The 22,991-nt window shown below is 49.1% G+C and carries 18 protein-coding genes; all 18 read right to left on the bottom strand.

Features of this window, described 5'->3' with window-relative positions:
* Positions 1–25: 25 nt before the first annotated feature.
* The 18 genes from ftsB to ACN0R8_RS10550 all read right to left on the bottom strand — a co-directional run bounded on the left by ftsB (position 26) and on the right by ACN0R8_RS10550 (position 22,980).
* Positions 26–349: a cell division protein FtsB gene (gene ftsB / locus ACN0R8_RS10635; protein ID WP_417597206.1), complete on the bottom strand. Its 324-nt coding sequence runs from the start codon at positions 347–349 to the stop codon at positions 26–28.
* A 170-nt stretch (positions 350–519) separates the two neighbouring features.
* Positions 520–1,815 carry a phosphopyruvate hydratase gene (gene eno, locus ACN0R8_RS10630; protein ID WP_417597204.1) on the bottom strand — a complete coding sequence of 432 codons (1,296 nt, stop codon included), beginning with the start codon at positions 1,813–1,815 and terminating at the stop codon, positions 520–522.
* Positions 1,816–1,978: 163 nt separating this feature from the next.
* Positions 1,979–2,854 (bottom strand): 3-deoxy-8-phosphooctulonate synthase, encoded by an 876-nt coding sequence (kdsA, locus tag ACN0R8_RS10625; RefSeq protein ID WP_417597202.1) that lies wholly within the window; start codon positions 2,852–2,854, stop codon positions 1,979–1,981.
* Between the two features lie 118 nt (positions 2,855–2,972).
* Positions 2,973–4,610 (bottom strand): CTP synthase, encoded by a 1,638-nt coding sequence (locus ACN0R8_RS10620; RefSeq protein ID WP_077243069.1) that lies wholly within the window; start codon positions 4,608–4,610, stop codon positions 2,973–2,975.
* A gap of 258 nt (positions 4,611–4,868) precedes the next feature.
* Entirely contained in the window at positions 4,869–6,356 is a 1,488-nt protein-coding gene (tilS, locus tag ACN0R8_RS10615) for a tRNA lysidine(34) synthetase TilS (protein WP_417597200.1), read from the bottom strand.
* A 120-nt stretch (positions 6,357–6,476) separates the two neighbouring features.
* The gene (accA, locus tag ACN0R8_RS10610; RefSeq protein ID WP_417597198.1) at positions 6,477–7,448 is read right to left on the bottom strand and encodes an acetyl-CoA carboxylase carboxyl transferase subunit alpha; all 972 of its coding nucleotides are present in this window, start codon (positions 7,446–7,448) and stop codon (positions 6,477–6,479) included.
* Between the two features lie 442 nt (positions 7,449–7,890).
* Entirely contained in the window at positions 7,891–11,373 is a 3,483-nt protein-coding gene (dnaE, locus tag ACN0R8_RS10605) for a DNA polymerase III subunit alpha (RefSeq protein WP_417597196.1), read from the bottom strand.
* 121 nt (positions 11,374–11,494) lie between these two features.
* Positions 11,495–12,100 carry a ribonuclease HII gene (rnhB, locus tag ACN0R8_RS10600; RefSeq protein WP_417597194.1) on the bottom strand — a complete coding sequence of 202 codons (606 nt, stop codon included), beginning with the start codon at positions 12,098–12,100 and terminating at the stop codon, positions 11,495–11,497.
* Positions 12,101–12,107: 7 nt separating this feature from the next.
* Positions 12,108–13,319 carry a lipid-A-disaccharide synthase gene (gene lpxB, locus ACN0R8_RS10595; protein WP_417597192.1) on the bottom strand — a complete coding sequence of 404 codons (1,212 nt, stop codon included), beginning with the start codon at positions 13,317–13,319 and terminating at the stop codon, positions 12,108–12,110.
* An 81-nt stretch (positions 13,320–13,400) separates the two neighbouring features.
* Positions 13,401–14,168 (bottom strand): acyl-ACP--UDP-N-acetylglucosamine O-acyltransferase, encoded by a 768-nt coding sequence (gene lpxA, locus ACN0R8_RS10590; RefSeq protein WP_417597279.1) that lies wholly within the window; start codon positions 14,166–14,168, stop codon positions 13,401–13,403.
* A 2-nt stretch (positions 14,169–14,170) separates the two neighbouring features.
* A complete protein-coding gene (fabZ, locus tag ACN0R8_RS10585; protein ID WP_077243075.1) occupies positions 14,171–14,614 on the bottom strand; it encodes a 3-hydroxyacyl-ACP dehydratase FabZ in 444 nt (147 codons plus the stop codon).
* 69 nt (positions 14,615–14,683) lie between these two features.
* Positions 14,684–15,754 carry a UDP-3-O-(3-hydroxymyristoyl)glucosamine N-acyltransferase gene (gene lpxD, locus ACN0R8_RS10580; RefSeq protein WP_417597189.1) on the bottom strand — a complete coding sequence of 357 codons (1,071 nt, stop codon included), beginning with the start codon at positions 15,752–15,754 and terminating at the stop codon, positions 14,684–14,686.
* A gap of 66 nt (positions 15,755–15,820) precedes the next feature.
* On the bottom strand, positions 15,821–16,363 hold the full coding sequence (locus ACN0R8_RS10575) for an OmpH family outer membrane protein (RefSeq protein ID WP_417597187.1): 543 nt from the start codon (positions 16,361–16,363) through the stop codon (positions 15,821–15,823).
* A gap of 25 nt (positions 16,364–16,388) precedes the next feature.
* Positions 16,389–18,794 (bottom strand): outer membrane protein assembly factor BamA, encoded by a 2,406-nt coding sequence (bamA, locus tag ACN0R8_RS10570; protein WP_417597185.1) that lies wholly within the window; start codon positions 18,792–18,794, stop codon positions 16,389–16,391.
* 39 nt (positions 18,795–18,833) lie between these two features.
* Positions 18,834–20,189: a sigma E protease regulator RseP gene (gene rseP, locus ACN0R8_RS10565; protein ID WP_417597183.1), complete on the bottom strand. Its 1,356-nt coding sequence runs from the start codon at positions 20,187–20,189 to the stop codon at positions 18,834–18,836.
* 19 nt (positions 20,190–20,208) lie between these two features.
* Positions 20,209–21,429: a 1-deoxy-D-xylulose-5-phosphate reductoisomerase gene (gene ispC, locus ACN0R8_RS10560; RefSeq protein ID WP_417597181.1), complete on the bottom strand. Its 1,221-nt coding sequence runs from the start codon at positions 21,427–21,429 to the stop codon at positions 20,209–20,211.
* Entirely contained in the window at positions 21,426–22,241 is an 816-nt protein-coding gene (locus ACN0R8_RS10555) for a phosphatidate cytidylyltransferase (RefSeq protein WP_417597179.1), read from the bottom strand. The genes ispC and ACN0R8_RS10555 overlap by 4 nt, the downstream gene beginning before the upstream one ends.
* Complete coding sequence (locus ACN0R8_RS10550; protein ID WP_417597177.1) at positions 22,234–22,980, bottom strand: isoprenyl transferase; 747 nt, start codon at positions 22,978–22,980, stop codon at positions 22,234–22,236. Before ACN0R8_RS10550 ends, ACN0R8_RS10555 begins: the two co-directional genes overlap by 8 nt.
* Between the last annotated feature and the right edge of the window lie 11 nt (positions 22,981–22,991).

Below are 22,991 nucleotides of genomic sequence, written 5' to 3'. Positions count from 1 at the left end.
TCTTTGTTCACTGAATAACCGCTTCCTACTGGCTCAATCCGGCAGCTGGAGAAACGACCTTACCGCCCTGCTCAGGCTCATCGATTAGCAGAAAGAAGGTTTCATTGGGACGAACCATACCTAGCTCATAACGCGCCCGCTCTTCAATAGCATCAAGACCACGACGAAGATCAGCAACCTCCGCTGCCAGTGCTTCGTTTCGCTTTGCCAGGTCGGCATTTTCCGCTTTACGGGTTTCGATCCGGCTTTCCAGCTGCCAGGTTTCCGGCAAACTGCTTTCACCAAACCACAGGCGAACCTGTAAGAGAAGAATCAGTACAACCAAAATTAAATTCAGAAAACGAAACATGGTTTCGATCAGTATCCCGATAGTTAGCCATCGAACCCGCAAAATGCAAAAGTACTGGCTGTTGAGAAAACAGGCATTATGAGTGAAAAAGCAGCGACAAAAAAGGGGAACCCTAAGGCTCCCCTCTTTTTACCTGCCTCTAAAGACAAGTTTCAGGTCTGACTGGCGAATTAAGCCTGACCTTTGATCTCTTTCAGACCGTTGTAAACGGCTTTGTCACCCAGCTCAGCTGCGATTTCCAGCAGGCGATTGTACTTAGCAACGCGGTCAGAACGGCAGAGAGAACCGGTCTTGATCTGACCGGCTGCAGTACCTACGGCCAGATCAGCAATGGTGGTATCTTCTGTTTCGCCGGAACGGTGAGAGATAACAGCAGTAAAGCCTGCATCTTTCGCCATTTTGATCGCATCCAGGGTCTCAGAAAGAGAACCAATCTGATTGAATTTAATCAGAATGGAGTTACCGATGCTTTCTTCAATACCACGGGACAGAATCTTGGTATTGGTTACGAACAGGTCATCACCCACCAGCTGAACTTTGTCGCCGATCTTGCGGGTCAAGTAAGCCCAACCTTCCCAGTCAGACTCATCCAGGCCGTCTTCAATCGAAATAATCGGGTAGTTTTCAGTCAGAGCGGCAAGGTAATCACCAAAGCCTTCTGCGTCGAAAACTTTACCTTCACCGGACAGGTCGTATTTGCCATCTTTGTAAAACTCGGATGCTGCACAGTCCAGAGCCAGAGTCACGTCTTTACCCAGCTCGTAACCCGCGTTGCTGATCGCTTCTTTGATCACAACCAGCGCTTCTTCATTAGATGCTAGGTTAGGTGCGAAACCACCTTCATCACCTACCGCAGTGTTCAGGCCTTTGGCTTTCAGTACCGCTTTCAGCGCGTGGAAGATCTCTGTACCGCAACGCAGCGCTTCGTTGAAAGAGGTGAAGTTAACCGGCTGAACCATGAACTCCTGGATATCAACGTTGTTATCCGCGTGTTCACCACCGTTCAGGATGTTCATCATCGGCACAGGCATAGAGAACTGGCCTGCAGTACCATTGATCTCTGCGATATGCGCATACAGAGGCATGCCTTTGTCAGCTGCTGCTGCTTTAGCCGCCGCCAGAGAAACCGCCAGAATCGCATTAGCGCCCAGAGTGGCTTTATTTTCAGTGCCATCCAGTTCCAGCATTTTGTTGTCCAGCCTACGCTGGTCCGCAGCATCCATACCGATCAGCGCGGCACGGATTGTAGTGTTCACACCTTCAATGGCTTTCAGAACACCTTTACCCAGGTAACGGCCTTTGTCGCCATCACGCAGTTCCAGCGCTTCACGGGAACCGGTAGACGCACCGGAGGGAGCGCAAGCACGGGCACTTACACCAGACTCCAGAATTACTTCGGCCTGTACCGTTGGGTTACCACGAGAATCAAGCACTTCAAGTGCTTTGATATCAACGATTGCTGTCATTTGGATTTTTCTCCAGAAAATGTCATTTCTTAACTGAAACGATTTAGTTCTATGACTGAAAATGAACAGAGCAAAAGGCTCTGATCAAAAAACACTCTGTTCAAAAAAACAGACCGATGAGCAGCAAAAGCTAGTCACCGGCCGGACACCTTAATACCCTGAATTATCGGATATCCAGTGGGGCAAAGTCTTTAACCAGATCGTCGATAGCCTTCATCTGAGCCAAAAAGGGCTCCAGCTGTGTCAGCGGCAATGCCGACGGGCCATCACATTTGGCTTGTTCAGGATCCGGGTGCGCTTCAAGGAAAAGCCCAGCAAGCCCTAACGCCATACCTGCACGGCCCAGCTGAGCCACCTGATGACGACGACCACCGGAAGCCGCGCCCATAGGATCACGACACTGCAGAGCATGGGTGACATCAAAAATCAGTGGTGCGCCTTTACAGACCTTCTGCATCACATCAAAGCCCAACATATCCACAACCAGATTGTCGTAACCAAAGCTGGAGCCACGCTCGCAGACCATCACTTTGTCGTTACCACACTCAGCAAACTTCTCTACCATATTGCCCATCTGAGCCGGGCTGGTGAACTGAGGCTTCTTAATGTTGATAACAGCTCCGGTCTGCGCCATCGCCTGCACCAGATCCGTCTGACGCGCCAGAAAAGCCGGCAGCTGAATGACATCGGCCACCTCAGCCACAGGCTGAGCCTGATACGGCTCGTGCAGATCGGTGATAACAGGTACATTAAACTGCTGCTTAACTTCCGCCAGAATCTCCAGACCTTTTTCCAGACCCGGACCACGGTAGGAGTGGATCGAAGAGCGGTTGGCTTTATCAAAAGACGCCTTAAAGACATAAGGTATGCCCAGACGCTGAGTCACTTCAACATAATGCTCAGCAATCTGCATCGCCATATCCCGGGATTCCAGAACATTCATGCCACCATAAAGCACAAAGGGCAGGTTGTTAGCACACTGCAAACCGGCGAACTCAATAACCTTGTTACTGTCCTGTGGTGAATCAGGCTGTGACATGATGCATCTCTCTGTCAGATATCGATAAAACGGAGTGTTTCAGCCCTGCAACAGAAAAGATTGCAGCAACTGAAAGACAAAAGCCCTTAATTAAAAGGGCTTTTGCATCGGGTAACGATTAGCTGTCCTGTGAAGCAGCTTTTTTGGCAAGACCCGCCTCAACAAAACCGGTGAACAGCGGATGGCCGTCACGTGGGGTTGAGGTAAATTCAGGGTGGAACTGGCATGCCACGAACCATGGGTGATCTTTCAGTTCAACCACTTCAACCAGAGACTCATCAGCGGAGCGGCCAGAGAAAATCAGGCCAGCTTTTTCCAGATCGCCAACAAACTGGTCATTAACTTCATAACGGTGGCGGTGACGTTCAAAAATCACATCCTGACCATAAACTTCACGGGCCTTGGAGCCTTTCAGCAGTTTACAATCCTGTGCACCCAGGCGCATGGTGCCACCCAGATCAGAGCTTTGATCACGCTCTTCAATCTTGCCTTCAGGGTTAACCCATTCAGTAATCAGACCAATAACCGGGTGGGTTGTATCGTGGGTAAACTCAGTAGAATGTGCATCTGTCATTCCGGCAACGTTACGGGCATAGTCAATTACCGCAACCTGCATACCCAGGCAGATACCCAGATAAGGAATGTTATTTTCACGGGCAAACTGTGCAGTTGTAATCTTACCTTCCACACCACGCTCACCGAAGCCGCCGGGAACCAGAATCGCATCTTTGTCCTTCAGACGGTCAGTACCATTGTGCTCAATATCTTCAGAGTCAATATATTCAATATTAACTTTAGTTCGGGTTTTGATACCGGCGTGATCGATCGCTTCGATCAGAGACTTGTAGGCATCCAGCAACTCCATGTACTTACCGACCATGGCAATGTTGATGCTCTTCAGCGGGTTCAGCTTGGCGTCAGCCACAGCAACCCACTCAGACAGGTCTGCCGGAGGGCATTGCAGGCCGAAGCGTTTAACAACGATCTCATCTAGGTTCTGACCATGCAGCATACTCGGAATACGGTAAATAGTATCGGCATCTTCCAGAGAGATAACGGCTTTCTCATCCACGTTAGTAAACATGGAGATTTTACGGCGTTCGTTGGCTTCAATCGCCACTTCGGAACGGCAAACCAGAATATCAGGCTGAATACCGATAGAGCGCAGCTCTTTTACAGAGTGTTGCGTCGGCTTAGTCTTCGTCTCACCGGCGGTCTTGATGTAAGGCACCAGCGTCAGATGCATAAACATTGCGCGATCAGAGCCTACTTCAACCTTCAGCTGACGCACTGCTTCTAGGAACGGCTGGGACTCAATATCACCCACGGTGCCGCCGATCTCAACCAGTGCAACATCGCAGCCTTCAGCACCGGCAATCACACGATCTTTGATCTCATTAGTGATATGCGGAATAACCTGAACGGTACCACCCAGATAATCACCACGACGCTCTTTGCGTAGTACGTGCTCATAAACACGACCCGTCGTAAAGTTATTGCGCTGAGTCATCTTGGTACGGATGAAGCGCTCGTAGTGGCCAAGGTCAAGGTCTGTCTCTGCGCCGTCTTCCGTCACAAAAACTTCACCGTGCTGGAAAGGGCTCATAGTGCCCGGATCAACGTTGATATACGGATCCAGCTTCAGCATGGTAACTTTCAGACCACGAGCCTCAAGAATAGCGGCCAGAGATGCGGAGGCAATGCCTTTCCCTAAAGAAGAAACAACACCACCTGTGACGAAGATATATCGCGTCATGGATAACCTGTTTTATGCTGCAAATAGAAAGAAGGGGGGTACTCATTCTTGTGCCTGACCCGTGTAAAATTACGCATCATAAGTACAAAAATAGATGGGAGTGCAGGATACCAGAAGGCCTTGCCCTTCACAATTCAGACCGCGTGAATTCAGCAAGAAAAACTCAAACAATCCGAGAAAAAAAGCGTGCACTTTTCCATACACCCGCCGGGTAATTCATTCTGATATTTAACGAAGACCTAATCAGTCCAGTGTAGCTCAGCAGGCCCGAACCACAATCTTCTGATGCAATGGCTGCCCAACCTTATCGGACTTCTTCTCAGACACACTAACATCCCACCAGAACTTTCCACGGGATACCGGGTTTTCAGCATCCTGGGCAGTATCGATAAGCAAAGGCGACCAAAACCCGATAAGTTGCGGCTCGCCGGACTCATTCGCAAGCCAGAAAAACCGTACTTTATCCCGTAACCAAGCTGGAACACCGGATTCCTGCAAAAGTTTTTTAACGGTCTTACGGCCACGGCGGAACAGGTAGATCGACTCACCACCTTCCCGGTACGAAAGGCTTAAAGTACTTCCGGCAGGCAGCTGAAGGCTCTGACTGTCCTCTGGATACCTATACTCAACGTCCTGGTAGGGGAGCAGCTGAAAAGCCGCGCCATCTAATGAAAGAAGCTGCCGACTCCGGATCGGCAACAATAGCTTTGAAGCCGGATTCTCAGACTCCTCTCCTTCCTTCTGGTTCAGCAAGGCTTTATGTCCCTCTGTAGTTGCAGAAGCATGCAATATCAGAAACAAGCGCCCCTGATAGCGACGAACCTCATATTCCGACCGGGCAAACAGAGGCTGGGCATCGGCTTCTGCCAATACCAGTTCATCAATAATCGTATTGATATGCCGATAGTCCGGCGCTCTGATTCCTGACTTTACCAGCCAGAAACGCAGTACATTGCGCTGTCGCGCCGGTGAAAGCTGCAATAGGGCACAGCATGAAAGCTGATAATCAGATACCATAATATAGGACAGATCCAGTGCCGCCAGCTCATCATTCAACTGGGCATTCTCGGCCAAGACCTGAGTACTTCGGCCAATAACAGAGCTTGCCTGTGGCCAGCGCTGCTTTAATAGCGGCACAATCTCATGCCGCAGAAAATTACGATCAAAGTCACGACTGAGGTTTGATTCATCTTCCACCCAACTTAAGCCTTTCTTATTGGCATAAAGCTCAAGGTCTGAGCGCTCAACGCTTAAAAGGGGTCGGTAGAGGTATCCGAGTCCTAAAGGGCGGCAAATGGGCATCCCGGATAACCCTGTGCTACCCGAGCCCCTCATCAATCGCAATAACACGGTTTCCAACTGATCATCCCCATGATGCGCCATCAGCATCAGATCACCCTCAGCCAGACAGCGCTCGAATACCTGATAGCGGGCAAGGCGAGCCTGCTCCTCAATAGAAGCGCCAGAGGAAAGCTTAACTTTCTCGACAACGGAACTGAGCTGAATCGATGTAGCCTGCCGATACTGATCACATAACTCTAAACAATGGCTTGCCCAAACATCAGCATTGAGACTTAAACCATGATGAACATGGACCACGTTTAGTTTTGACTGGTGAAGCACGCAAAACTCTACCGCCAGATCCAGGAGTACAACAGAATCTAATCCGCCGCTAAGGGCCAGCCAAAGCTGCTTGTGAGGTGGCAAATTCTGTAGCAGATCGGAGGTGACCACGTCAGGTTTCATATCGATACATCATCAGACAGATAAAAAATAACCCCGATAAGCGATGCTTACCGGGGTTACTGATCAGCACCAGTCGTTAATCACGACTGCGCCGGTTATGACTGGCACATTTAGGATAGCTTACCAGTTACCAAGGTCGGGGTTACCCGCATAGTAAGACATCAGACGCTCGTAGCGGCGCTCTACCAACTGTTCACGACTCATACCATTAAGACGATCCAGTGTCTCCAGCAACTGCAGTTTCAGATCTGCTGCAACTTTCTCGGCATTCCGGTGAGCACCGCCAAGGGGTTCTTCGATCAGGCGGTCAACGAGACCCAGATGATGCAGGCGAGGCGCGGTAACACCCATGGATTCAGCGGCATCGTTGGCACGCTCTGCACTCTTCCACAGAATCGATGCACAACCTTCCGGTGAAATCACTGAGTAGATCGAGTTTTTCAGCATAATCAGTTCATCGCAAACGCCAATGGCCAGTGCGCCACCAGAGCCACCTTCACCAATAACCGTTGAGATGATCGGGGTTTCAAGACGGGACATAACCGCCAGGTTATAAGCAATAGCTTCACTCTGGCCGCGCTCCTCCGCATCGATGCCCGGGTATGCTCCCGGTGTATCGATAAACGTCAGGATTGGCATTTTAAAACGCTCTGCCATCTCCATTAGTCGACAGGCTTTACGATAACCTTCTGGACGTGGCATACCAAAATTACGGTGCACTTTTTCTTTGACGGAACGGCCTTTCTGATGACCGATAATCATCACAGGCTTATCATCCAGGCGAGCAATACCACCGACCAGAGCCGCATCATCTGCAAAGTTACGATCACCATGCAGTTCATCAAAGTCGGTAAAAATATGATTTACATAGTCCAACGTGTAAGGACGCTGCGGATGACGAGACAGTTGAACAACCTGAGCAGGGGTCAGATTAGAGAAGATATCTTCCATCAGTTTGAGGCTTTTTTCCTGCAAACGGCCGATCTCTTCCGAAATGTTCAACTCGTTGTCATTGCCAACCAGACGTAGTTCATCAATTTTTGCTTCCAGCTCTGCAATAGGCTGTTCAAAGTCCAGATAGTTGGGGTTCATAGGTCCACGCTATTTAAAATTCTATGCTTACGATTAAAAGCACACAGCCGCCCTCTGAGCGTCTGTGAATAAGTCTTATCCTGCCCCGGCTGATACCGTTTCACCGGTATTACACCTCATCGCTTTACAACCCAGCAAAGCATCGGTATTCGGGTGATTGCACCTTTAAGTACGCCTGAAGCTTAAGGTTAAAAACAGCCAAGTCTAAAAACAGACAATACTCTTATATCTAAAACCGACAATACTACGGCAAAGATCGTCTAAAAAAAACCTTTGCCAGTGGCTAAAGCGTTTCTGAAAAGTCACGTTCTGTTACTTTAAGTCTGTTTTCCGGCCCAACAGCGGCTACCCCTGAATACACAAGGGCAATTTTTCTGTTTCAAACAGAGGTGGCAGCGCAAAGGCTTGCCCCCACAGGTATAGCAGGGCACAAACAAACAGTTTAATCGCCGTAGGAAAGGCGGACACTCTTCAGGCCAAAGCCATCGTACAGGCTGTAAATCAATTCATCACTGGGCACGACCCGCCATTGATCAGAAAGGCGTACCCGACCACAGACTTCCGGCTTACTATAAGTGATTTCCACAACAACCCCTTCATCGGGAGATGTCACAGTAAAAGGTTTCAATTTGTTTTGTAACAGATCCAGGTGTTTACGGCCGATCTCTTTCTGCTGCCAGCTTAACTGTAAGCTTAAGCAATAACGAACGCGGGCAGCCAGCAAACTGGTTACACCTTTAGCTCTTACTCTCAGGCTACCGGAGTAGTCATCAAAGCTAACATCCCCCTCAATCACTACCAGCTGGTCTTTTTGCAACTCACTGCGATGCGCCTCAAACAGCTCCCCAAACACGGAAACTTCTATCCGTCCGGATCTGTCATCCAGCGTAATAAAGGCGATGGTATCACCACGCTTACTTTTCATAGTACGAATATCAATAATCAGCCCAGCCAGTTTCTGCGTCTCACGGCTGGCCTGCAGATCGCTTAGCCTCATGCGGGCAAAGCGGCGCACTTCCGCTTCATATTCATCAAATGGGTGGCCGGTCAGATAGATACCTAGCGTATCTTTTTCACCCTTCAGGCGCTCTTTATCGGTCCACTGCCGTACCTGACGATGCTCTTCATAGAGGTCTGTATCCTGCTCGGCCTCAATTTCACCAAACATATCCATCATGCCAATATTGGCATTGACGTTACTCTGTTCCGCTGCTTTAAACGCGTCCTCAAGACTGGCAGACATCACCGCACGATTCGGGCCCAGTTTATCCAGCGCACCGCTACGAATCAGGGCTTCAACAGTACGCTTATTTAATTTCCGGGAGTCGGTTCGGGCACAGAAATCAAACAGGTCAGTAAAAGGTCCACCTTCTTTTCGAGCTGCTACGATGGAGTCAATCGGGCCTTCACCAACCCCTTTAATTGCCCCCAGGCCATAAACAATTTCATTGTCATCGTTAACGGTGAATTTAAAATCACCGGCATTGACATCTGGCGGCGTCAGGGGAAGCTTCATGTGGCGGCACTCTTCCACCAGCGTCACCACTTTGTCCGTGTTCTGCATTTCGGTAGATAGTACCGCTGCCATAAAGGCTTCCGGGTGATGGCGCTTCAGATAAGCGGTCTGATAGGAAACCAGTGCATAGGCCGCAGAGTGCGATTTGTTAAAACCGTAACCGGCAAACTTCTCCACAAGATCAAAAATATTACCCGCAAGATCTGCATCGATATTGTTGCTCTTACAGCCTTCCAGAAAAATAGAGCGCTGCTTGGCCATCTCTTCCGGCTTTTTCTTACCCATCGCCCGGCGCAACATATCTGCACCGCCCAAGGTATAACCAGCCATCACCTGGGCGATCTGCATCACCTGCTCCTGATACAGAATAATGCCGTACGTGGGTTTAAGTACCGGCTCGAGGCTGCTCAACTGGTAATTAGGGTGTGGATAAGAGACTTTCTCTTCGCCATGTTTACGCTTGATAAAATCATCAACCATGCCGGACTGAAGAGGCCCCGGACGGAATAGGGCTACCAGAGCAACAATATCTTCAAAGCAGCTGGGGCGAAGGCGCTTAATCAGATCCTTCATACCCCGGGATTCCAGCTGGAATACCGCAGTAGTCTCCCCTTGCTGCAATAAATCAAAGGTAGGTGCATCGTCCAGTGGAATTTTGGCAATATCAAAGTCGGTGTGACCTTTGTCCTGCATCACCTTAATGGCCCAGTCGATAATGGTCAGGGTTCGCAGTCCCAGAAAGTCAAACTTCACAAGACCTGCAGATTCCACATCATCTTTATCAAACTGTGCTACAAGGCTTGAACCGCCCTCCTCACAGAAAATCGGGGAAAAATCAGTCAGCTTGGTCGGAGAGATAACCACACCACCAGCATGCTTTCCGGTACCCCGTACGGTGCCTTCAAGCTTTAGGGCCATCTCCCAGATTTCACCAGCATCTTCATCGTTGGTCAGAAAATCTCTGAGTGGCTCTTCCTGCTCGTACGCTTTTTCAAGTGTCATGCCCACTTCAAAGGGAATCATTTTAGACAGCTTGTCCGCCAGGCCATAAGGTTTACCCTGGGCACGGGCTACATCCCGCACAACCGCTTTCGCTGCCATGGTGCCAAAGGTGGCAATTTGAGATACAGCGTTTCGACCATAGGTTTCTGCAACATAGTCGATGACCCGGTCACGACCATCCATGCAGAAATCGACATCGAAGTCAGGCATGGAGACACGCTCCGGATTGAGAAAGCGTTCAAACAGAAGATCGTATTCCAGAGGATCAAGATCGGTGATCTTTTGCGCGTAAGCCACCAGTGACCCGGCACCGGAACCACGACCCGGCCCTACAGGCACACCGTTATTTTTTGACCATTGAATAAAGTCCATTACGATCAGAAAGTAGCCGGGGAATCCCATAGAAATAATGGTATCCAGCTCAAAGTCCAACCGCTCACGGTAGATTTTTTCCTTCTGAGGAAAGTCTTTAGCATGGGTATCAAACAGCTGTTCCAGTCGCTCAGTCAGACCTTCATGGGAAATTTTCCGGAAAAAATCATCCATGGTCATACCTTCAGGGATGGGATAATCCGGCAGAAAGTATTTACCCAACTGCACATCAACCGTGCAACGTTTTGCAATTTCGACACTATTCTGCAGCGCTTCAGGTATATCACTGAATAGCTCAGCCATCTCTTCCTGAGACTTCAGGTACTGCTCTTCTGAATAGCTTTTATTGCGATGGGGATCATCCAGTGCCCGGCCTTCACCAATACACACTCGGGTCTCATGTGCCCAGAAATCTTCCCGTTCAAGAAAGCGTACATCGTTGGTGGCAACAACCGGGCACTGACACTCACTGGCCAGTTTCACGGATTCATGGACACAGAGTTCATCATCAGGTCGGAAAGTACGCTGCAGCTCAAGATAGAAGCGGCCGGGAAACAACTGCATCCATTTCTGTAAAGCAGTCCGGGCCTCTGGATAATGACCACCAACCAGTAAGCGGCCAACCTCACCCTCTTTCGCTCCGGACAGTGCAATCAAGCCTTCTGACTGCTCCGCCAACCACTCATCCTTAAGGATATTCCGGCCCTGATGCTGCCCTTCCAGATATCCCCGGGAAACGAGTTCGGTGATATTGCGATAACCGGTGTTATTCATCGCTAACAGAGTCAGACGGTAAGGTTTAGCCGGGTCAGCGGTATTTTCCAGCCAGATATCAGCTCCTGAGATCGGCTTAATACCAGCACCCTGCATCGTTTTATAAAACTTTACCAGCGCAAACATATTGGACTCGTCGGTAATGCCCAATGCAGGCATTTTCAGCTCTTCAAGCTTACCGGGCAGTTTTTTGATCTTAATCAGACCATCAACCAGAGAGAATTCCGTATGAATACGCAGGTGAACAAAAGAGGGCGTCATAAAAGATCTCATGTACGAACAGTAGCAGGTGACGAAAGGGCCTGTCTTTCAAAGAACCTAAAGAAGTATTCTGAGAAAAAACAGCAAAATAAAAGTATAGGATATCTGCCCGGTAAGCGAGTTACAGATCCAGCCGTTGTTGCACGGGCTTAAACGAACGACGATGTTCAGGAATCGGGCCAAGTTTTTCCAGAGCAGCAAAGTGCTGCTTAGTAGGATAGCCTTTATGCTGGGCAAAGCCATAACCAGGGTATCTGGCCTCAAGCTCAACCATTTGTTGGTCCCGATAAACCTTAGCAAGAATTGAAGCAGCACTGATGGCAGCGTGGCGTAGATCACCTTTCACCACGGCCATAGCAGGACAGGGCATATCAGGGCAACGATTGCCATCAATCAACACAAACTCCGCTGCGGGCTTCAATCCTGCAACCGCACGCTGCATAGCCAGCATCGTAGCGTGCAGAATATTCAACCGATCAATTTCAGCCACAGAGCATTCAGCAATATGCCAGGCCAGTGCTTTCTCTTTGATCTCATCAAAAAATGCTTCACGCTTTTTTTCGCTGAGCTTTTTAGAGTCGGTCAAACCTGAAATCGGTCGGTCAGGGTCGAGAATAACCGCCGCGGTCACAACAGAGCCAACAAGAGGCCCACGGCCTACTTCATCAACACCAGCAAGCAGTTTTCCCTGATAGGGAATATCCAGTTCGGGCCAGTCGTGTGCCATCTTAACCTCAGTGTTTGTGCTCAGCCGGTGTATCAGAGTGTGCTTGCTGCTCCATAAGATCTGAAAGCGCTTTTGCAGCAACCTGGCTGGCTTCACGCTTTAGCTCATGGTGCAACTGATAAAAACGTTCAACCAGCCCCCGGTAGTTATCAGGGTTCTGCAACCGATCCAGTAGCAGGTCACTCAGGGAGTCAACGGTAGCTTTATCCTGAATCATTTCAGGTACCAGAGCCTCACCGGCTATCAGGTTGGGCAGGGAGATATGATCAACCTTGATCATGCGACTGATGATGGCATGACTCAACCAGGCCATTTTATAGGCCACAACCATAGGTTTCTTCAGCAACATCGCTTCCAGAGCAGCCGTACCAGATGCCAGTAAAACCGCATCAGAAGCACTCATGACTTCACGGGACATACCATCAAACAGATGAAAGCACTGGCGCAATTCGGGTTTAACAGCCGCTAACTGGTCTTCAATCTGTTGACGACGTAATGCATTGGCACAAGGGATTGCCACCTGTAACTCCGGCATCATCTCACAGCAACGCAACGCTGTATCAATAAAGGTCTGCCCGAGATATTTTACTTCACTACTGCGACTACCGGGTAAGACAGCCAGCACAGAATGCTCTTTCGATAGCCCCAACTGATCACGACAGGCGTTCTGGTCCACATCCATTGGTAGCTCGTCTGCCAATGGGTGCCCGACAAAAGTAACCGGAATCTTCCTACGATGATAAAAATCTGCTTCAAAGGGTAGCAGGGTAAGCATATGATCGACGCACCGTGCTATTTTCTTCAAACGTCCTTGCTTCCAGGCCCAGACAGATGGTGATACATAGTGCGCAACAGGAATACCGGCATCATGCACCCAACCTTCTAATGTCAGATTAAAGTCTGGGGCATCAATGCCCACAAACAGGTCTGGTTTTTCCTGTAGGCAAAAGTCACGGACTTCTTTACGGAGATTGAGTAACTCCCGGAGCCGCCCAAAAACCTCAACAAAGCCCATCACAGAGAGGCGGTCCATCGGCCAGTGGCTGACAAAGCCTTCTTCCTGCATACGGGGGCCGCCAATACCAAAAAACTCCGCCGCTGGGTGGAGTTTCTTTAATTCCCGGATCAAACCTGCCCCCAGAATATCCCCGGACAGTTCTCCGGCTACAATGACAATCCGCAGTGGCTTATTCGCCTGAATCAAACCCTGATCTGACATGCTTCCTTCCTATAACCCTTGTAACAACGGGCGATAAACGAGCTTCCCCGGAGACGGGTTTTCAGCATCAGCCGAGTCAGCTCAACGAATAATTCCGCGGCCCGAGCCCTTAAGGCTTTTAATAAAAACAGATAGCTCAGGACCAACAGTCTCTGATTCAAGTGCACCGATAGCGGTGTCAAGGCGAAGACCTTTACGAAAAACAGTTTTATAAGCCTGACGAAGCTCACTGATGGCTTCGGCGGAGAACCCCCGACGCTTCAAACCCTCAGCATTAATACTATGGGATTCAGCTGGATTACCACTGACCATCACATAAGCAGGAATGTCTCTGGAGATATAACTGGCACCACCGCACATGGCATGTGGGCCAATATGACAAAACTGATGGATCGCTGAAGCTCCACCGATAATCGCCCAATCACCGACCTTAACATGGCCTGCGATGGACGCATCGGATGCAATAATCGTGTTATCACCAATCACCACATCATGCGCAATATGGACAGTGGTCATAATCAGATTGTTATTACCTATGCGGGTAATTCCCTCGTCCTGGATGGTGCCCCGATGAATAGAGCAACCTTCACGAATTTCATTATTATCCCCAATAACTAGGCGAGTTGGCTCACCAGCGTATTTTTTATCCTGACAATCCTCACCCACAGAAGCAAACTGATAAATCTTATTGCCTTTGCCAATAGAGGTTAGTTTCGTGATAACAACATGGGGACCGATCCAGGTACCGGCTCCAATCTCGACATCCGGGCCAATAATGGAATAGGGCCCGATCTCAACATCAGCGGCAATTACCGCTGATGGATCAACAATAGCTGTTGGATGAATCAGACTCACAGCTCTCTCTCTGCACACAAAATTGAACCCTGACACGCGAGCTCACCATCAACTGTCGCCTTGCAATCAAAACGCCAGATACCACGGCGAGGAGTGCCCACAACAGTCGCCTCAAGTTTCAGCTGATCCCCAGGAATCACAGGGCGCTTAAAGCGTACTTTATCACTACCAACAAAATAGTAGATATGACCATCAGCTGGTTTCTTTTCCATCGTCTTAAAGCCAAGAATACCGGCAGCCTGTGCCATTGCCTCAATAATTAATACACCCGGCATTACCGGGTGATGAGGAAAGTGTCCATTAAAAAAAGGCTCATTCACCGATACATTTTTATAGGCAACAATAGATTCACCCAGCTCCATTTCAACAACACGGTCAACCAGCAGAAAAGGATAACGGTGGGGTAGGTATTCTTTAATTTCGTTAATGTCCATGACCATTCATTCAACCTCAAAAGAAACCTGGCAGCCCTCTGGGCAGCAGGTGCGTGTTATACGCTTCTGTCTATTTTAAGTTTTTTCTTTATTTGCGGCAGGTGACAAGCTTTTCTCAATCTTAACCACCCGTTTAGCCAGCCTGTCCAGCTGATTAAAACGCACCGCATTCTTACGCCAGGTACGCATATCAGACATACCTGTTCCGGATGAGTAATGGCCGGGTTCCCGAATATCACCGGTAACACTGGTGGTCATATTCAAGGTCACTCCGTCGCAAATACTTAAATGCCCGGCAATATTACTCGAACCACCAATCAGGCAATGACGCCCAATTGAACTGCTGCCAGCAATACCAACGCAACCAGCAATAGCAGTACCGTCACCGATTCTGACATTGTGGGCAATCTGAACCTGACTATCGATAATGACATCTGAGCCAATAACAGTGTCATCAAGAGCCCCACGGTCAATATTGGTGTTTGCACCAACTTCCGTCCGATCACCTATGATAACACCACCCAGCTGAGCAATCTTTACCCAGCGGCCATTTTCAGGTGCAAATCCAAAACCATCACCACCGATGACACAGCTGCTGTGCAAGGTTACCTCGCAACCCAGAACAACATCGTGATATAGCGTGACATTGGGAAACAGTCGGCAACCGTTCCCAATAATTGTGTTTCGACCTACATGGCAATGAGTACCAATAACAGCTCCATCCCCTACTTCAGCTCCTGCTTCAATAACAGCAAAAGCATCAATCTGAGCATTTGGAGAAACCTTGGCATCCTGATGAACAACAGCCTGAGAGTGTATACCCGGTGTACAGGGGGAAACGGAGTTAAACAACTGGGTCAGTCGCGCATAACCGGCGTAAGGATTGTGGAGCAGAATGCAGTTTACAGGGCACTGGTCTGATAGCTCTTCCCTGAGTAATACGACACCAGCCTGACAGTTTGCCAAATGCTTCTGATAAGCAGGGTTTGCCAGAAAGCTGGCCTGAGTAGCATTAGCCCTCTGTAGCGTCGCCAGCCCCCGCACAACAGTGGAAGCATCACCGCGCAATTCACCTTTCAGTATCTCCGCAAGGTAGCCCAGTGTATATTCATGGCCAGCAGACGGAGCATCAGAAGGGTGTATCATTTATGTATCCTTATACGTATCAAAGAAGCAGGTATGAAGATCGCAGACAGCCATAGCCTATAGCTACTAACGGGCAACCTGCATTGTATTAAGCTGGGCAATCACATCGGGCGTAATATCCAAGCGACTGTGAACGAATGTAACCGCCTGTCGATCCAGTAAAAGATCAATTTTACGGGCTTCGATTACCTGACGAACCGCATCATCCAACTGAGGCCGGACACTACGGATATAAGACTCCTGTCTTTGACGCTGCTCTTTTTGCAGACGCTGACCCAGGAACTGGTATTCCTCTGCCTTTTCCTGAATATCTTTACTCAACTGACGCTTTTCGTCAGCACTCAGGATTTCAGCATCTTTTTTAAGCTGCGCCTGTAACTGCTTTGCTTCATCAGCAAGAGTTTGGATCTCCTGCTGATCCTGACTTAAAGCTTCACGGATCGCCTTGAATGCATCTCGCGCCTGATCAGTACCAAGCAGAGCAGCCCGCCAGTCCAGCACCGCAATTCTAGTCGGAATAAAGTCATTATCGGTATCAGCATAGGCAGTACCAGAGGCGATCATCACCAATGCCAGAAAAGTACTTAATGTGCGAGCAAAGCGAGTCATACAGGCTCTCCTTTATTTTGGCGCGTCAGAATGTCTGACCAATCGAGAACTGGAAGAACTCGGTGTCATCATCACTGGACGCATTTAGTGCTTTAGAAATACTGAAATCCAAAGGCCCGATAGGAGATAGCCATGTCAGTCCAAGCCCTGCAGACCAACGCAGCTCTGACAGCTCAACACCCTCAGTGCAGTTTGTTGATACCCGGCTGCACTCGGTCATAAAGACATTACCGCCATCCAGGAAAACAACAGTCTGCAGACTGCTTCTGTCCTCAACAAACCACAGCGGATAGATCAGTTCAACACCAGTTTCAACCAGGACATTACCCCCAAATGCAGAGGGATCATCATCATCCGTTGGGGTACTTTTTGGCCCCAGAGAGTTACCGCTGTATCCACGCACTGACCCTAGCCCACCGGAAAAATAGTGCTCATAGAAAGGTAATAAGCTATCACTACCGTAACCATCGGCATATCCCAGATCCGTTCGGAATTTCACAGAATAGTCATCATTGATCGGAATAAAGTAACGATTTTTATATTCCAAGGTGAAGAACGTCATATCACTTCCGGGCACAGCAACTTCAGCAGATAGCTTATTATAACTACCATCCGTGGCCATGACGCCACGGTTCAGCTGATTATCGGTAATATAGCCGCCGACTTTAAAGGCCGAGTGGTTATCACCCTCATCTGCGATAAATGTAAGAACCTCCTCCACCGGGTCATCGCCCGTGTAGATACGGGTATTATCAGCACCCAGCGTTAAACCAACCCGAGCTGTTTCTGTTATAGGGTAACCAAAGCTGACTTTCGCGCCATATGAGTCTGTAGCAAAGCCACTGATATCTGAGTCTTCCAGATTGCTTTCCTGATAGAAGACATTGATCCCGCGACTGACCCCATCAAGTGTGTAATAAGGGTCAAAAATAGAGAAGTCCAGCTTCTGCACCGTATCGCTGCGACTGACATTAAAGCCAACGTTGGTTCCGCTTCCCAGGAAGTTGGTCTGCTGAACACCGGCACCAAAAATAATGCCGCTGTTTTGTGAATAACCAATAGAAGCACTCAAGCTACCAGAAGGCTGCTCTTCAACGGTGTAGTTAACATCGATCTGATCGTCGACACCGCTAACCCGAGGGGTATCGACCTGCACAAACTTAAAATATCCCAGTCGCTCAAGTCGTGTCTTAGAGTTTTTAATCGCATCGGTAGAAGCTGTTCCTGCCTCCATCTGGGTAATTTCCCGGCGAAGAACTTCATCTTTTGTTGTGACATTGCCGGAAAAATTGATGCGACGAACATAAGTACGCCTGCCGGGATCGACCATCAATGTCAGAGTAACGGTCTGGTCATCATGAAGCTCAGGCACGGCATTGATATTCGCGAAGGTAAACCCCTCTTCACCAAGGCGCTTACGAATCGCTTCTGTGGTGTTAACCATTTTAGTGCGGGAGAAAGTGTCACCGGGATTCAGTTCAATCAGCTCAAGGATCTCATCCGGCTCAATGACCAGCTCACCACTCAGCTTAATTTCACGAATGCTGTAGGGTTTACCCTCTGTGACATTCACCGTTATATACACGTCCAGCCGGTCAGGGCTTATTGATACTTGCGTAGAATCAACATTGAACTTGAGGTAACCCCGGTCCAGATACCAGTTACGCAGACGCTCAATATCACCTTGCAGCTTAGGGCGTGAATACTGGCTGGCAGATGAAAACAGTGACCAGTTCGGCTTAACTTCCAGCTCGAAACGCTTTGCCAGTGTCTCGTTATCAAACCGGTCATTACCTGTAAAGTTGATATGACGAATCGTCGCTACATCACCTTCCCGAATTTTTACATTCAAATTAATCCGGTTCTCACCCACAGATTCAATTTCGGTCTTAATGCTGGCACTATATCGGCCAAGACCGTGATACATACGTTCGAGTTCAAGCTCAACCTGTTCCAGCGTGACCCGTTGCAGAATCTGGCCAGCTTTTAGTCCTGACTGAGCCAACCCTTGCTCAAGTTGCTCCGTCTTAATTTTATCGTTACCGGTAATCAAAATTTTATCGATCGCCGGGCGCTCCTGCACCACGACAATAAGCAAAGAGCCATCACGCTCAAGCCGAACATCATCGAATAATCCCGTCTCAAACAAAGACTTACTCGCTTCAACCAAGTCCTGACTGTCTACCTGCTGACGAAGCTCAATGGGGAAGGAACTGAACACCCGAGATGCTGAAACCCGCTGCAACCCTTCAACACGAAGGTCATCAAAGACATATTGAGCGGCGACAGCCTGCGACCCTATACCAAGTCCAAGCAGTATCAGAACCCCGGACAGCATGTGTTTTGCGGATAACAACCGTTTCAACATAAAAGCCTGCTCAGCACGGAGAAGCATGGCAAAAGGGCTGAACTTTTTTATACGGGTGATCATAAAATTCTACTATCCAGAAGAGACTGTTTAACTGAAAATTTAAAGGCGCATCAGGTCATTATAAAAAGCGATGATCATCAGACCACCCAGCAGCATCATACCAAGTCGCAGACCAAACTGCTGGGCCTTTTCCGGGACAGGCCGCCGGGTAATGGCTTCAACGAGATAGAACATCAAATGACCACCATCCAAAACAGGGATTGGCAACAAGTTCAGTACACCCAAACTAATGCTAATGTAAGCTAAAAAGGTCAGGAAACTCTCAAAACCACCTTTTGCAGAATCACTGGCAACCTGGGCAATTGTGATCGGGCCACTAAGATTCTCAACCGAGATTAAACCGACAACCATTTTACCAATAGAGTCCAATGTCAGGGCAATCATATCCGCCGTTTTAGTCACTGCATGTGACACGGACTCAAGAACGCCATAACGGACTTCTCGTACCATACCTTCCGGCCACTGACCAGGCTGAGCGGCAGCGCCTATATAGCCAATCTCACGACCATCATCCAAACGGTGGAGTGCCGGTGTAATGCTCAGAGAATCCAGACGACTCTGACGCTCTATCTCAAGGGTCATTTGCTGGTCAGGGGAAGACTGAACCAGAGTCACCCAGTGCATCCAGTCCACAACAGGCTCACCATCTGCAGTCACAATCCTGTCACCAACTTTAAGCCCGGCTTTCTGAGCTGCGCCATCAGGCAAAACCCTGCCAATGACAGGTTCAAGGTGGGGAGAAAAAGGCGTAATTCCGATGGCCGCTAACGGATTTGGCTCCTTCGTGCCGGCCAGCCAACGGTCAACTGAAACAGTATGCTCTTGCTGACGATAGCCTTGCCAATCCTGCGTGACAATACGAATCTGCCCTGTATCCCCTACCCGGCTTAACAGCTGCATTCCGGCATCCTGCCAGCTGAAGACATCTTCACCATCAATACTGATCAGTTCAGATTCAGGCTGCATCCCTGCTTCATAGGCTGGAGAATCCGGCTGAACCGCCCCAACAACAGGTGCCAACGCACTAGTACCGGAAAAGAAAAGTACCCAGTATGCCAGAATGGCCAATATAAAGTTTGCCACAGGCCCTGCCGCCACAATAGCAATTCGCTTCCAGACGGACTGCTGATTAAATGCGTAGGGCCTCTCTTCCTCAGGAACATTACCTTCCCGCTCATCCAGCATGCTGACATAGCCACCAAGAGGAATCCAGGCAATGGCATATTCCGTGCCGGTTTTATCAAACCAGCGATACAACGGTTTACCGAACCCGACAGAAAATTTCAGAACTTTCACACCACAGCGGCGAGCAACCCAAAAATGACCATACTCATGCACTGTAACCAGAATTCCTAAAGTGACAATTAATGCCAATACCGTATGCAAAACACCCATGCACGCTCTCCGTTAATCTTCACTGCGCTTTGATGCGATGCATCGATAAATGTTCAAGATAGGGCTGACAAATTTCCCGGGCTTTACAATCACTGGCCAGAATAATGTCCAGTGACACCGCAGGTTCTACCGGCAGGCAGTCCAAAGCATAGCGGCAGAGCTCCGGAATTTGCTCAAAGCCAATTCGTTCATCAAGAAATGCCTGAACGGCTACTTCATTTGCTGCATTCAATATTGCAGGTGCCGTCCCTCCCAAAGAAAAAGCCTGACGCGCTAGCGCAAGGCAAGGGAAGGCAACTTCATCAGCAGGCTCAAAGTCAAGCTGAGCAACCTGAAACAGATCCAAAGGCTTTACACCCGCATCAATTCGGTTCGGCCAAGCCAGGCCATAAGCGATCGGTGTGCGCATATCAGGGTTGCCCATTTGCGCAATCACAGAGCCATCGTTATAAGCAACCATGGAGTGAATAATACTCTGCGGATGAACCACTACTTGGATCGCCTCCGGTTTAACCGAAAACAACCAGCAAGCTTCAATCAGCTCCAGTCCTTTATTCATCAGACTGGCGGAGTCCACAGAAATTTTTTGCCCCATCGACCAGTTAGGATGTGCAACCGCCTGCTCTGGGGTTACCCCCGCAAGCTGATCAGAGTTATAACCTCTGAACGGGCCTCCGGATGCTGTCAGCAGAATCTGGCGAACACCGGATACAGGCAAAGAATTATCATCAAAGCAGGTTCCCTGAGCCGGAAGACACTGAAAAATAGCATTGTGTTCGCTATCGATCGGTAAAAGCTCTGCACCAGATCGCCGGACCTCATCCATAAACAACTGGCCCGACATCACCAGCGCCTCTTTGTTCGCCAGAAGAATACGCTTACCAGCCTTTACCGCCGCCAGAGCTGGCAGTAGTCCTGCTGCACCAACGATAGCAGCGACCACAATATCAACCGACTCTGCAGCGGCGACCCGATCCAGAGCATCCTTCCCTACTAAAACAGCCGTATTCAGACCTGCAATTTCTGTTTCTAACTGGTCTGCCGCAACCTGATCGGGAACCACCGCAAACGCAGGCTTAAACTGACGACAGATGGCGGCCAGCTCATGAATTCTCCGGTAGCCAGAGACGGCATATAAGCGATAAAGATCCGGATGACGGGCCACTATATCAAGAGTACTGCCACCGATGGAGCCCGTGCCGCCCAACAGGGTAATATTCTGCGGTTTTCCCTGACTCATAAACTTAACCCAGCCAGCTTAAGACTCAGAACAAATACGGGTACGGCTGCTGTCAGACTATCAATACGATCCATCACACCGCCATGCCCAGGCAACAGCCGGCTGCTGTCTTTCATTCCCTGATGGCGCTTAACCATACTCTCAAACAAGTCACCAAGAACAGATACTGCAGTTACCAATAAAGTTATACCCAAAAGAGTCAACATCTCTTTCTGGTTCAGCCCCCAGTACTGAGCACAAATAACCGCAAGAATGGCTGTTGCCAAAAGACCACCATAAACCCCAGCCCAGGATTTTCCTGGACTGACTTTAGGTGCCAGTTTGGCCTTGCCAAAACGGCGGCCAGCAAAATAAGCACCAATATCGGCACACCAGACTAATAACAAAATATAAAGCAGCGCTTCTTTGCCCAGCCAAAAACTGGTGCGCAACTCAACAAAGCCAACCCAGCAGGGTATCAGTACAACAAAACCAATCAATAATCGGGCGGAAGTAGATTTCCAGATACTCTTCTTCGGATACTGAATCACAAACCAGAGTGCAGCTAACCAAGCGGCGGCGGCACTGTACAGAATCGCCTGATCAAGCCTTTCGGATCGGATATCGTTCAGAACAAGAAGCACCAGAGCCATAGACAGGGGGTAGATAAGGCTGCCGGACCTTGAGGCACCGGAGAGATTAGACCACTCCCAGCTGGCAACCAAAACAATGGCAGAAACAAAAAGAATATAGTAATCAACAGACAGGCCAAAAAGCCCCCACAGCGCAACCGGCGCCATAATTAAAGCGGTTAATACACGCTGTTTAAGCATCAGCTTTTCCTTCTATTTGTTCGCTGGTCTTACCGAATCGTCGTTGTCGCCCGGCAAAATCATCAATGGCTTCAGCCAATGCTTTTTCTTTAAAATCAGGCCACAGGAGTGGACTGTAATAAAACTCACTATAAGCAAACTGCCATAGCAGATAGTTACTTATCCGTTGTTCGCCGGCCGTGCGGATACACAAGTCCGGTGCAGGCAGGTCGCCAAGTGAAATCGTTTGATTAAACAACTGCTCAGTAATGTCTTCAGGTTTTAATAAACCCTCGGCCACCTGGTGCGCCAGCTGCTGTGCAGTATGTACGATATCCCAGCGACCACCATAATTAGCCGCTATGTTCAGCTGCAGACCTCTATTATTTTCTGTCAGGGTTTCTGCCTCATCAATCGCTTGCTGAATATCATCCGAAAACCCAGACTTATCGCCAATAATACGCAGTCGAATATCATATTTGTGCAGCTTCCTGACCTCTCGTCGCAGAGACACGAGAAATAGATCCATCAGAGCATTAACTTCTTTTTGTGGGCGCTGCCAGTTCTCGCTACTGAAGGCAAACAGGGTCAGAACCTCAACCCTCTGATCCACACAGCCCCGGATCACCGCCCGAACGGCATCAGCACCTGCTTTATGTCCGGCAACCCCCGGAAGAAAGCGCTTTTTAGCCCAACGGTTATTACCGTCCATAATGATAGCGATATGACGGGGAATATTTTTCTGCTTTTTTGAATCCATGAATAGGCAAC

The sequence above is a fragment of the Oceanospirillum sp. genome (assembly GCF_048265165.1).
GTDB lineage: Bacteria > Pseudomonadota > Gammaproteobacteria > Pseudomonadales > Halomonadaceae > Oceanospirillum.
The sequence above is the reverse complement of the archived record's forward strand: the minus strand, read 5'-3'. Positions and strand labels throughout refer to the sequence as shown.